At 60.0% G+C, this 12,284-nt stretch carries 11 protein-coding genes and 1 pseudogene; 5 read left to right on the top strand and 7 right to left on the bottom strand.

Going from position 1 to position 12,284, the window contains the following annotated elements:
* Positions 1 to 267: 267 nt before the first annotated feature.
* From B9Q17_RS00755 to hemN, 5 genes are all read right to left on the bottom strand, one after another.
* A complete protein-coding gene (locus B9Q17_RS00755) occupies positions 268 to 1,161 on the bottom strand; it encodes a U32 family peptidase (RefSeq protein WP_094623710.1) in 894 nt (297 codons plus the stop codon).
* 13 nt (positions 1,162 to 1,174) lie between these two features.
* Positions 1,175 to 2,170 (bottom strand): ubiquinone anaerobic biosynthesis protein UbiU, encoded by a 996-nt coding sequence (gene ubiU, locus B9Q17_RS00750; protein ID WP_058341700.1) that lies wholly within the window; start codon positions 2,168 to 2,170, stop codon positions 1,175 to 1,177.
* Between the two features lie 76 nt (positions 2,171 to 2,246).
* Complete coding sequence (locus B9Q17_RS18315) at positions 2,247 to 2,381, bottom strand: putative transporter small subunit (protein WP_213016947.1); 135 nt, start codon at positions 2,379 to 2,381, stop codon at positions 2,247 to 2,249.
* A complete protein-coding gene (locus B9Q17_RS00745; protein WP_094623709.1) occupies positions 2,378 to 4,057 on the bottom strand; it encodes a sodium:solute symporter family protein in 1,680 nt (559 codons plus the stop codon). The genes B9Q17_RS18315 and B9Q17_RS00745 overlap by 4 nt, the downstream gene beginning before the upstream one ends.
* Positions 4,058 to 4,380: 323 nt before the next feature.
* Positions 4,381 to 5,790: an oxygen-independent coproporphyrinogen III oxidase gene (hemN, locus tag B9Q17_RS00740; protein WP_094623708.1), complete on the bottom strand. Its 1,410-nt coding sequence runs from the start codon at positions 5,788 to 5,790 to the stop codon at positions 4,381 to 4,383.
* Positions 5,791 to 5,967: 177 nt separating this feature from the next.
* On the opposite strand from hemN, the gene B9Q17_RS00735 reads away from it, so the two are divergent.
* The gene (locus tag B9Q17_RS00735) at positions 5,968 to 7,500 is read left to right on the top strand and encodes a cryptochrome/photolyase family protein (RefSeq protein WP_094623707.1); all 1,533 of its coding nucleotides are present in this window, start codon (positions 5,968 to 5,970) and stop codon (positions 7,498 to 7,500) included.
* A 92-nt stretch (positions 7,501 to 7,592) separates the two neighbouring features.
* The gene (locus B9Q17_RS00730) at positions 7,593 to 8,837 is read left to right on the top strand and encodes a substrate-binding periplasmic protein (protein ID WP_094623706.1); all 1,245 of its coding nucleotides are present in this window, start codon (positions 7,593 to 7,595) and stop codon (positions 8,835 to 8,837) included.
* On the opposite strand, the gene B9Q17_RS00725 is transcribed toward B9Q17_RS00730, so the two are convergent.
* Positions 8,834 to 10,522, bottom strand: coding sequence for an HAD family hydrolase (locus B9Q17_RS00725; protein WP_094623705.1), 1,689 nt, complete (start codon positions 10,520 to 10,522; stop codon positions 8,834 to 8,836). The genes B9Q17_RS00730 and B9Q17_RS00725 overlap by 4 nt on opposite strands.
* A gap of 73 nt (positions 10,523 to 10,595) precedes the next feature.
* Between B9Q17_RS00725 and B9Q17_RS00720 the strand changes: the two genes are divergently transcribed.
* The 3 genes and pseudogenes from B9Q17_RS00720 to B9Q17_RS00715 all read left to right on the top strand — a co-directional run bounded on the left by B9Q17_RS00720 (position 10,596) and on the right by B9Q17_RS00715 (position 11,654).
* Positions 10,596 to 10,739, top strand: coding sequence for a DUF2256 domain-containing protein (locus tag B9Q17_RS00720; protein WP_081697541.1), 144 nt, complete (start codon positions 10,596 to 10,598; stop codon positions 10,737 to 10,739).
* Positions 10,736 to 10,807 (top strand): annotated as a pseudogene (locus B9Q17_RS18530) (hypothetical protein); the annotation flags it as partial. The gene B9Q17_RS00720 and the pseudogene B9Q17_RS18530, both read left to right, overlap by 4 nt.
* Before the next feature lie 31 nt (positions 10,808 to 10,838).
* Entirely contained in the window at positions 10,839 to 11,654 is an 816-nt protein-coding gene (locus B9Q17_RS00715; RefSeq protein ID WP_244177272.1) for an FAD-binding domain-containing protein, read from the top strand.
* Between the two features lie 36 nt (positions 11,655 to 11,690).
* On the opposite strand, the gene B9Q17_RS00710 is transcribed toward B9Q17_RS00715, so the two are convergent.
* Complete coding sequence (locus B9Q17_RS00710) at positions 11,691 to 12,191, bottom strand: DUF4175 domain-containing protein (RefSeq protein ID WP_244177271.1); 501 nt, start codon at positions 12,189 to 12,191, stop codon at positions 11,691 to 11,693.
* Positions 12,192 to 12,284: the final 93 nt, after the last annotated feature.

Raw genomic sequence — 12,284 nt, 5'->3', positions numbered from 1 at the left:
GGCATCGAACAGGGTTGCATAGCCGCCAGTATCGATACCTAAGCGGCGGCGGTGTTGTATCTGGGGCTATTCAGGGGCTGGCGGTTCAGGCCATGGCGGTAATTCCACTGGTGATCTCGGTGGTGTTCGGCTTGCTGTGGTGTCCACCGTGCTGATCCTGGTGGCCTTGCCAGCGCTCTACGCCATTCTTGAGGATCTGGGCTGGGCCCGGAATAACGGGTCCTGACGCAAAAGGCCGGGTTCAATGCCCCGGCCTTTTGCTAGTGCTCAGGCACCCACCAGGTCCATCCCCGGCTTGCCATACCAATACCCGTTGCAGGGTGGTGCCTCTACCAGCTGCAGCGGGTCCGCGGCCGGCACTTCACCCCGGCGTACCTGGTCAAAGCGTTTGACCACCTCGTCCATGCCCTGGTGCTCCGGGCTCAGGCGCACGGTGCTCACCCCCATGCGCTCCATATCCGGCAGCTCCCGCATCAGGTCATAGCGGGAGCCGGAGAGTGTGGAGATGCCGTTAATGCGGAACAACTCCTGGCTTTCCCGGGAGCGCAGTTCCATGCCATCCGGATGCTCCAGGCAACGGAACTCGCAATTGTCCTTGGGCAGGTTGTAATGGCGGGCGGTAAAGCAGCGGGACGACCAGGCCAGCGGCAGGAAACCCCAGGAGAACACTTCGGCAGGCAGGTCCAGTCCTTCAGCCTTCAGCTCGCTGATTAACTGCTCCAGGGTTTCCTTGCCCAGTTCCACCGGCAGGTTCCAGCCCTGCAGGCCCTGCCTGGCCAGGATCTTCAGGGTGGCCACGTTGTAGATGTTCATGGACGGGCCGGTGATAAACGGAATCTTGTTGCGGACAGCCACCTGCAGGGCACTCTGGTCGTTCGCTTCCACCAGAAACTCGTCCTGTTCACAAAACCGGCGCAGACGGCGCAGGTCCGCTTCCGATTCGATCAGTGTAAGGGTGGAGAGCACCACATTCTTACCGCAGGCTTTCAGGTCCCGGGCCAGGTCCAACCAGTCATCGGGCTTCAGTTCCCGGCGACGGGAGCACACCACCTCGCCCAGATAGATGGTGTCGACCGGCCATTCCGCGGCGTTGGCATAGAAATCAAACACGCTTTGCTTGGACCAGAACCAGAGGATCGGGCCCAGGGATAGCTTCATCATGATGGATACAACCTTATTTCCACTTGCGATGGTAGGCGCCGATGGTGGTCAGGCCACCTTCGGAAAGGCCAGACAGGGTGTTACGCCAGGCATCCTCTACCGTGAACATGCCCGGGTGCGCCGCCAGCCCGTCCAGCGCCTGGCGCCAGGTGCGTGCCACGTCGGCAATGTAGGCGGGGCTGCGTTGCCGGCCTTCGATTTTCACCGCGCTGATGCCCAGTTCCTGCAGCTCCGGCAGGATATCCATGGTGTTCAGGCTGACCGGTTCTTCAATGGCGTGGTACACACTGCCTTCCACTTCAAAGCGGCCTTTGCACAGCGTGGGATAACCTGCGTTTTCACCGGGGCCGTAGCGGTCGATCAGCACATCGTTCAGGCGCGACTCCAGCCCCTGCGGGGTTTCCTGCCAGCGCACGGCCTTGGCCGGAGAGCAGGCACCACGGGTGTTCGGGGATTCATCGGTGAGGTAGGACGACAGATAACAACGGCCTTCCGCCATGATGCACAGGCTGCCAAAGGCAAACACTTCCAGTTCAACAGGGCTGTGTTTGGCGACACCCCGTACCTGGTCCAGCGACAATACGCGGGGTAATACGGCGCGGCGGATATCGAAGTTGTCTTTGTAGAACGAGAGGGCCTCGTGGCTGGTGGCCGAGCCCTGTACCGACAGGTGGCGGGGGATGTGCGGGTATTTGTTGGCGGCGTAGTCCAGCAGGCCCATATCGGCCAGGATGATGGCATCCACGCCGATGGATGCAGCCCGGTCTACCGCGCCTTTCCAGTGTTCCCAGCCGTCTGGCTGCGGATAGGTGTTGATGGCGCAGAACACCCGGCTGCCTTTGGAATGGGCGTATTCGATGCCCTCCCCGGCGCGCTTCTCGTTGAAATTCAGGCCGGCAAACTGGCGGGCGTTGGTGCTGTCGCGGAAACCGAAGTAAACCGCATCGGCACCATTGTCCACAGCGGTTTTCAGGGCCGGCAGGCTACCGGCAGGGCAGACAAGTTCCATTACACTCCTCCACGTGGTGAAGGAGCTAACCTACTGCCCCGGGCCTGCCGGCGCATTGACCATTGTCAGACCGGGGTCAGATCAGGTCATCATCGTTGTTGCGGGCCTGGCGGACATCCCGGGCTACCGCGCCGCAGATCACACCCAGCACCACCAGGGTGATGGCCGGCCACACCAGGATATAAGCACCGTAAACCAGTTCGTTTGTCATTTCGCACCCTCCGGAATCAGGCCGGCAGTGCCTTCACTGTCGGCGTCGTCATAGTCACCAACCCGTTTCTTGATCAGGTCGAAGTCAAAGCGTTCTTCCTTGCTGAGCAGGGTCATGGCGGTACACACCACGGCACTGGCACCGTAGGCCGTCAGTGAGGCTACCAACACCATGTAGTCCCTCAGGAACCCGGTGGCGAACATCAGCATGGCCACCAGTGTTATGGCACCGGCAACCAGTCCTGCCGCGCGGCCAAAGAAACCGAACACCATCATGCCGATCACCACGGCTCCGCCGACAGACGCCAGGATCTCGAAGGCCAGCACGGTCATACCGGTCATTTCCAGCAGCTCAAAGCGGGCAATACAGAACAGCGCCATGGCCACCACCACCGACCAGGTGAAGGCGGAATTGGTGACCCTGTCCCAGTAGCAACTGACGATCACCGGGAACACGATGGCACCCCAGAGTGCGCCGACGAACACCAGCATCACCAGGATATCCAGCGAGAAGCTGGCAAAGATCAGCCCCGCCACGGTAGCCACAATCATGGTGATGCGGCCAACCAGCATCATCACTTTCGGGTTTGGGTTGTCCTTGGCGATATTCTTGCCGTAGACATCCGCCATCATGATGGTAGACAGCGCGGACAGGTCAGAATCCGCGGTGGACGACAGCGAGCCGATCACCAGGATAAAGAACAGGGCCACGAAGAACGGCGACAGGTAGGTAGACACCATCTGCGGAATCAGGTTATTCATCTTGCCGTCGATGGGCTCTACACCAACCGACAGCGCCATCAGGCCAATCATGCCCAGGCCGATCACAATGGCACCGTAACCGATGGTGGCGGTCACGAAGGTAGACTTGATGTTCTTCTCGCGCACCGCAAACAGGCGCTGGGAAATGGTCTGGTTACCAATGGCATAGGCCAGGACCGCCACAAAGAAAGGTGCGCCCTGGTTCATGATGGCTTCCACCGAGAACAGGTTGGCCTGCTCGTCGGTCATCTTGCTCAGGCCTTCCACCATGACGCTGGGGCCGCCTGCAGAGTAGAGAACCGCAGGGATAATAATGATGGCAATCGCCATCAGCGCCACCAGCTGGGCAAAGTCGGTAAACACCGAGGCCCGGAAACCGGACGTCAGCGTGTAGGCCAACACGCCCACACCGGCCACAATCACACCGGTTTCGAACGACAACGGCGACAGCACCGACACCAGCGCACCGGCGGCCGTGAAGTTGACCATCAGGCTGATAATGCTGCCCAGCACGTTGGACCCGGCCAGGATCAGCTGGCTGGAAGAACCATGACGGGCGTGGATAAGCTCACCCAGGGTATGGCCATTGGGGGCCAGCTTGCGGAACCGGCGGCCGAAGGGGTAGATGAACAGGATCATCAGCGCGCCCCAGAGGCCATAATGGATCGGCCCGGATACCCCGTAGGTGTAGCCAGAGGTGGCTGCCGCGTAGAAAGACGCAGCCCAGATCCAGGTGGCGGTCATACTGGCCGCGCCCATACCGAAACCGACATGGTGGCCGGCTACCATAAAGCCGGAGGTATCTTCTTTTTCCTTGCGAATCAGCAAGGTCAGCAGGTAGGTACCGCCGTAGAAGGCGGCAAGCAGTAACAATACGGTGATTGTCGAAAATTGGGTAAATCCGTTCTCGTTCAAATCTCAACCTCTGTTCAAAACGACAGAAACCCACCGGCCGTCTGCAACGCACAGGTTGCTCGCCAGGGTGGAGCCATTCGTCTGGAAAGTCCGCACACGCGGAGGTGTTGCAGCGGGGCAACGAAAGGTGGGCAGGGGCGCCCGGAGGTCAGACTTGCTAAGGGAAGCTCAGATGGGCCAGCAGGCCACGAAAGTCTTTAGATGTCATGGTATTTTCTGTCCTCTTCACCACAAATAGAAACAGCCCGGAGGAGGGAGCGCCAAACCATACGCATTTGGCACCCCCTAGTCCAGTCTTTAGAGGACATAATATTAGTGTACGATCAGATAATCCGTGAGAACCGCTGGCTGGCGCCCTCTTTACGGTACAGATCGAAAATCTGGCAAATGGCCCGGATCAGCAGCCGCCCGGCGGGCTGAACCTGCAGCACGGAACCGGAATCCGCAATCAGCTCGTCCTGGATCATCGGCTTCAGGCGGCTCATTTCATCCGCGAAGTAGCGGTCGAAATCTTCGTTCCACTTATCGGCGAACTGCTTGCGATCGAGCCGGAACTGGCAGATCAGCTGACCGATCACCCAGCGGCGGATGCGGTCGTCGCGGGTCAGGCCTACGCCACGGATGATGGCCAGCTGGCCGGCATCGATGGACGCTTCCCACGACGGCAGGTCGTGGTTGTTCTGGAAGTAGGCATCGTCGGTCTGGCCGATAGCAGACACACCCAGAGACACCAGGTCGCAATCGGAGTGGGTGGTGTAACCCTGGAAGTTCCGGTGCAGGCGGCCTTCGCGCTGGGCCACCGCCAGGCTGTCGTCCGGCTTGGCGAAGTGGTCCATACCGATGTATTCGTAGCCGGCGTCCAGCAAACGGTTGATGGTGTTGTGCAGAATGGTCAGCTTCTGCTGGGGACTCGGCAGGGTATCCGCCTGGATGCGGGTCTGCGGGTAGAACCGGTCCGGCAGATGCGCGTAGCTGAACACCGAGAGCCGGTCCGGAGACATCTCGATCACCGATTCCAGAGTTTCGGCAAAGCTTTCCGGGGTCTGGTGCGGCAGGCCGTAGATCAGGTCCAGATTGATCGAGCGGAAGCCGATACGGCGGGCTTCGTTCAGCACTGCTTCGGTCATCTCCCGGGGCTGGATGCGGTTCACCGCTTTCTGCACTTCCGGGTTCACATCCTGCACGCCCAGGCTGATGCGGTTGAAGCCCAGTTCCCACAGGGTCGACAGGGTATCTTCGTCCACTTCACGGGGGTCGATTTCCACGCTGTAGTCCCGCTCATCGCCAGACTGCAGGTTAAACAACTCACCGTAACCAGCCATCAGGTGCTGCATCACATCCCGGGGCAGGAAGGTGGGTGTGCCACCGCCCCAGTGCAGCTGCTGGACGGGCCGGTCGGCACCGAACAGTTTTGACTGAATGGCCGCCTCTTTCAGTACCCGCTCCACGTAGGGCATGGCCTTGTCGCGCTTCTTGGTAATCACCTTGTTGCAGGCGCAGTAGTAGCACAGGTGCGCACAGAACGGCAGGTGGGTGTAGAGCGAGATTGGCCCGCCGGAGGCCTTGCTGCGGCCTGCCGCTTTAACCATGTCTTCAATGGAATAGTTCGGGGTGAACTCCACCGCCGTGGGGTAAGACGTGTAGCGTGGGCCGCTCAGGTCATAGCGGCGGATAAGCGCCTCGTCCCAGATAAAAGCGGGCAGGTTATTTGCTGCAGCAGTATCAGAAGCCATAGTAAAACTCTAACGTCGAATAGGATTGGCAAGCCGGAAAGCGCGGATTATGCCTGACCGGCGACAGTCACTGTTTGATGCGAATCAGCTGAGTGTACCAGCTTAACCAATGAACCACCCTTGCGCCCATGGCGTATTCTGCCTACCTCTAAAGGATAAACTCAGCCGGAGCCCGACATGGCCAATCTCATCCTGATTCTGGGCGATCAGCTCAGCCCCCGACTCACCGCCCTGGATGGCGCAGACAAGGAAAACGACCTGATCGTGATGGCCGAAGTCCACAGCGAAGCCAGCTACACCAACCACCACAAGAAGAAGCTGGCATTCATATTCAGCGCCATGCGGCACTTTGCGCAGGAGCTGGAACGCGAAGGCTGGCGGGTGCATTACCAGCACTACCACCCGGACAACCCGGCTCAATCTCTTGAACAGGTGATAGCGGAGCTGGCCCGGGAACACCGACCGGAGCGCGTGATCACCACGGAGTGCGGTGAGTGGCGTTTACACAACCAGGTCAGCCAGTGGCATAAAACCCTGGGCCTGAATGTCGAAATCCGCCCGGATACCCGCTTCGTGTGCGCCATTGACGAGTTCGCCCGCTGGGCCAAGGGCAAGAAACAGCTGCGCATGGAGTTCTTCTACCGGGAGATGCGCAAGAAAACCGGCCTGCTGATGACGCCAGATGGCCAACCCGAAGGTGGCCACTGGAACTTCGACGCCGATAACCGCAAGAAATGGACCGGCAAACCTCCTGCCCCGGCTCCGTTCCGGGAGGAACCGGATGCCATCACCACTGACGTAATCGAACTGGTGAACGAGCACTTTTCGGAACATTTCGGCACCACAGACGACTTCCACTACGCCGTCACCGCCGAACAGGCCCGCCAGGCCCTTGGCCACTTTGTCGACTTTGCCCTGCCCTGCTTCGGCGACTACCAGGATGCCATGTCAGACAACGAAGACTGGCTGTTCCACTCCATTCTGTCGCCCTACCTGAATACCGGGCTGCTGGAGCCGACGGAGGTTTGCGAGGAAGCGGTACGAGCCTGGCACGCCGGCCGGGCGCCACTGAACGCCGTGGAAGGCTTTGTCCGCCAGGTCATCGGCTGGCGGGAATTCGTGCGGGGCATCTACTGGCTGCTGATGCCCGCCTACGCCGAGGAAAACCGCCTGGGCAATACCCGGGAGCTACCCTGGTTCTACTGGACCGGCGATACAAAGATGCGCTGCATGCACAAAGCCATCGACGCCACTGCCCGTAACGCCTATGCCCACCACATTCAGAGGCTGATGGTGACCGGCAACTTTGCCCTGCTGGCCGGGGTGAAACCGGAAGCCATCTGCGACTGGTACCTGGCGGTGTATATCGACGCCTTCGACTGGGTGGAACTGCCCAACACCCTGGGCATGGTGATGCACGCCGATGGCGGCTACCTGGGCTCCAAGCCATACGCCGCCAGCGGCAAGTACATCCAGCGCATGTCTGACCACTGCCAGAACTGCCACTACCGGGTGCAGGACGCCACCGGCGATAAGGCCTGCCCGTTCAACAGCCTGTACTGGCACTTTATCGACCGGCACCGGCAGGATTTTGCCAACAATCCGCGCATGACCATGATGTACCGGAACTGGGACAAACAAGCCCCGGAACGCCGGCAAGCGATTCTGGCCCGGGCCGACGAGCTGTTAAAGGACATCGAAAACCTGTGAACCGGGGCCCCGCTGCCAGCAGAAATATTGGGCAATCACTGCTATGCTTCTGGCACTTTTCACAAATTGGTCACAGGGATGCTCGCCAAACTATGCAGATTCGGTCTCTGACAATCGGATTGTTTCTGGCTGTGGCTGCCGCCCAGGCGGCAGCGGACCATCGGGTTTACACCCTCTATACCTTTCATTCCCCGCCCTACCAATACGCCAATGAGACACCGAATGGCCCGGAGGTTGCCGGGGAAACCGCAGACACCATACGCTGCGCCATGGAGCAGGCCGGAGCCCATACCCAGATCAGACTGGTCCCCCAGAACCGCGCCCTGTATTCGCTGAAGCGCAACCTGGTAGACGGCTACTTTGCAGTCGACCGCTCACCGGAGCTGGACCAGAGCGCCTGGGCAAGCCACCCGGTTGCACTGGAGAAATGGCACTGGTTCTACACCGGCGAGCAACCGGTACCCGAAAACGCCCGCATTGGCGTGGTGGGTGGCAGCAATGAAGAACTCTGGCTGAGGCAGCAAGGGCTCGAAGCCTTTGTTGCTGTGGGCAGCGCCAGCCAGTTGCCGGCATTGCTGAAACGAAAACGCATCGACCTGGCCCTGCTGGACGAGCGAGTGATGTCCGGGCTGCGGGAAAACCAGCCGGAGCTGCATCAGGGTATTCAGCACACCTTTCTGCGCTACGCCCCGTTACACCTGTACCTGAACCCGCAATTTGTCACCCGGCACCCGGATTTCATGAATCGGTTCAATCTGAGCCTGCCCGCCTGCATGGGCACCCAGACACAGTTATCCGGCGAGGAACACCAGCAGGTAACCAGGATAGCCGGAGAACTGGCCCGCAGCCTGGCAGGCGAGGTAGACCTGCAAAGAGCCCTGCACCAGGGCAGCCACTACAACACCGTTACCGACATCCTCACCCAGGACACCGTCTGGCAGGCACTGGCCCCGGCCAGCATGACACCCCTGGCCCGCCAGATCCTGGAACTTCCAGCCTCCCGGGCCCTGGCAAACTGGCAGTCGAAGCAAACCCCTCTGGTTACCGAGATTCTGTTGATCGACAGCCAGGGTGCCCTATCAGCCATGAGCCAACTGTCCTCCGATTACTGGCAGGGGGATGAAGCAAAGTTCCAGGACCTGGTTGAAGAAACCAGCCAGGGCTTAACCCGCAAGCAAGACTTCTGGGTATCCCCGATTCGCTACGATGCATCCACCAGCCGGTTCCAGGTGATCGTCAGCTTTCCCCTGCCGCTGGACGAGCCGAACAACGGCGTAGAGGGCGTATTGTCCATCGGGCTTGCCATCGAAGAAGCCCTGAAAGGCGCCAGCGATTAAGGCGGGCCTACCTCACAGGCCAGCACCAGCGCCCAGAACTCCGAGAAATCATTCACCACCACATCCGGTTTATCCGGATGTTTGTGGGTGCCCGGAAAAATCCGGTTCAGCCATGGCAAGTCCCACTGGGCACCGTTAAAGAATACCGCCGTCATCCCTGCCCGCTTGGCCGCAATCACATCCGTGGTGGAGTCTCCCACGTACCAGACGCTGGGGTCCGGCGGGTAATCCAGCTTCTGTACCGCCAGCAACAGCTGGTCCGGGTGCGGCTTGCGCAATGGGGTGTCGTCTCCGCATACATCCACCTCAAACAGGTGGGTCCAGCCGGTGTCTTCCACCGCTGCCAGTTCGTGTTCGAAGAACTCCCGGTCCCGGTTGGTAATCACCCCCACCTGTATCCCCAGCCGGTGCAATCCCTCCAGCACATCCCTTACACGGGGTTCGAACGCTTTCACCGTGCCGTAGTGGTTGCGGTAATGATGGTTGAAGGCCTTGTGGGCAAGCTGTTTGGCGTCCTGGTCGTCGCCGAACAGCACTTCAAAAATATCCGTGCGGGAGATTTTCCGGTCTGCCTTCACTTTCGGGTGTAGCTTGGCAAATTCCCGCACGTAAGCCACCAGCCGCGCATCTTCCGGGGTCTTGCTGTCTTCCGGCGCTACCATCCGGTCCATCAGTCCCAACTTGTGGAAGTCCGGCAACATGTCGTCCACGGCGTGGTACATGGCATCGAGGGTATCCACCAGCGTGGCATGCCAGTCGAACAGGATCACCGCCGGGCGAATCAGTTTCACCACCGCCGGGTGCCAGTCCGGCTCGATCCGGGGCTCCGGTCGCTCCGGTGCCGGGAAAGGCTTCGGGCGCACTTCTGCCGGGCTGGCGCTGAACGCATCTGGTTGCTCCCGCTCCAGCAGCGCCATCAGGTCCATCAGGCCTTCAAAGCTGTCCAGAACGGCGGCCGGTGCATCGCGCCTGGTGAACCAGCTGTCGATACGTTCCGGCTCCCAGCAAGCGCCGTTGTAGAACACGCCAGACACCCCCGCATGGTGGGCGGTGAGCATATCCACGTAGCTGTCGCCGATGTACCAGGCCTTCTGGTCTGCCGGCAGCTCCAGTTGCTCGAGCACCTTCAGGATCACTTGCGGGTCCGGCTTGTATTCGGTGACATCGTCGGCACACACGGTGGCATCAAACAGGTTGCGCCAACGGCCTTCGTCCACTATATCCAGCTCTTTGTCCAGGAACTCCCGGTTACGGTTGGTGGACACCGCCAGCTTGATGCCCATGGCCTTGAGGGCTGACAAGTACTCGTAGGCACCGGGCTGGAACGGCCTAACCTGGCCAAAATACTTTCGATAGGCGTTGTTGTAGGCCTTGTGCGCCTGCAACTTGGCCGCCTTGTTGGGGCCGAAGATGGCGTTGAAGATATCCGTGCGGGACACCCGGCGCTCCGCCAGAATGCGCGGGTGCAAGCGGCGAAAGATGCGGATGTAGCGTACCAGCCGGGCGTCGTCTTCGGTGCGGCACTGGTCTTCCGGTAAGAGCTGCTCTACCAAACCCAGCTCTTCAAGCTGGGGCAGCATCTCCTCCATGGCACTGAACATGGCATCGTGGGTGTCCACCAGAGTGCCGTGCCAGTCGAAGATCAGGACCGATGGGGGCTGCAGTCCTTCGTTCAGTTTGGTCATAAGAAAACCTTTGCCGTTTCAGTCACGTATATCCATCAAAACCCATACCCTCAGTAAAAACCAAAAACCCCGGATGCACAAAAAACCACACCTGCCCGAAAAAACCTGCCCGGTCTGCCAGCGCCCCTTCACCTGGCGCAAGAAGTGGGCAAAAGACTGGGACAATGTTCGCTATTGCAGCGAACGCTGCCGCCGCGCCCGGAGCACGCAGCCATGACCACAGTGGTCTGGTTCAAGCGGGATCTACGCACCCGCGATCACGCCCCGCTGGTGGCTGCCGCGACTCTGGCTGAACCGGTGATTCCGTTGTACGTCATTGAAGACGAATACTGGCAGCAGCCAGACACCAGCGGCCGGCAATCATCGGAATACCCTGCCCCGGAAACAGAAAAGCCTGACCAGCTTCCGCTCCCGCCTGCACTGGCATTGCCACTTCATCCAGAAACTTGAAGACGAGCCGGAGCTGGAGTTCCGCGCCATGCACCGGGAACTGGAGGGCATGAAAACCGGGCCGAACGATTCCGAACGGCTGCAGCGCTGGCAGCAAGGGCAGACTGGTTGGCCTTTGGTGGATGCCTGCATGCGCAGCCTGCAGCACACCGGCTGGCTCAACTTCCGGATGCGGGCAATGCTGATGGCCGTGGCCAGCTATCAACTCTGGCTGCACTGGCGTGACCCGGCCCTGCACCTGGCACGACTGTTCACCGATTTCGAGCCGGGCATTCACTATTCCCAGGCCCAGATGCAATCCGGCCTGACCGGCATCAATGCCCTGCGAATCTACAATCCGGTGCTGCAAAGCCAGAAGCTGGACCCGAACGGCGAATTTATCCGGCGCTGGATTCCCGAGCTGGCCGGGGTACCCCGGGAAATGATCCATACCCCCTGGTTGATGACGCCCACCCAGAAAGCGAAGTTCGGCGGCAACACCTACATTGCCCCGGTGTGCGACCATGAACAGGCGGCCCGGGCAGCGCGCAAGGCGGTGGGCGACTTCCGGAAACAACACATAAGCCGGGAAGAGACTGGCCGGGTACTGGATCGCCACGGCAGCCGCAAGGGGCCGCATCAAACACGGCCGAAAGCGGCAGCCAAGCAGACACAGGACAACCAGCTGTCTTTATTTGATTAAATCACTCAACGGAAAAACAACAAACTCCAAGTTTGTTTACCGCCCTCTCTGGCTCTGCGCCTGGTGCTCCAGCATTTGCTCCATCATCAGTTGCATATGCTCCATACGCTGCTCCATCATTTCCAGGCGCTGTTCCGGATCCATACCGGCACCGCCGGAACGGGGGCCCATACCACCGGCCTGGCCTTTGGGCTGGTTACCCATGCCCTGACCACCATCCGACGGCCCCTGGCGCTGTCCCATCATGCCCGGGCCTGCGCCTCCACGCATCAACTGCATGTGCTGCTGCATGGACTCCATGTGCTGCTCGCGGATACGCTGGCGCTCGGCGTCGGACTTGGCGTTGCGCATTTCCTGCATCATCTCCTGCATCTGAGACATGTTCTGATGCATTTGCTGCATCTGTTCCTGGTTCATCATGCCCCCCTGATTCATCATGCCTCCACGGGGCATTTGTCCAGAGTTGCCCTGGGCAAAAACCAGCAAGGGGGCTGAAACCAGAACGGAGCATGCGACTATTCGCGTAAACCTGTTCATGAGATCCTCCTCTTCATCATTATTGATGAGCATCTCTTACAGTTAAGACCATGATCCTTCTTTGCGCAAACTGTCTTGACCCTGCAGTAACTA

This window comes from Marinobacter vinifirmus (assembly GCF_002258215.1).
In the GTDB taxonomy this organism is placed as follows: domain Bacteria; phylum Pseudomonadota; class Gammaproteobacteria; order Pseudomonadales; family Oleiphilaceae; genus Marinobacter; species Marinobacter vinifirmus.
Note: the sequence above shows the minus strand (reverse complement) of the source record. Positions and strands in the feature narration are given on the sequence as shown.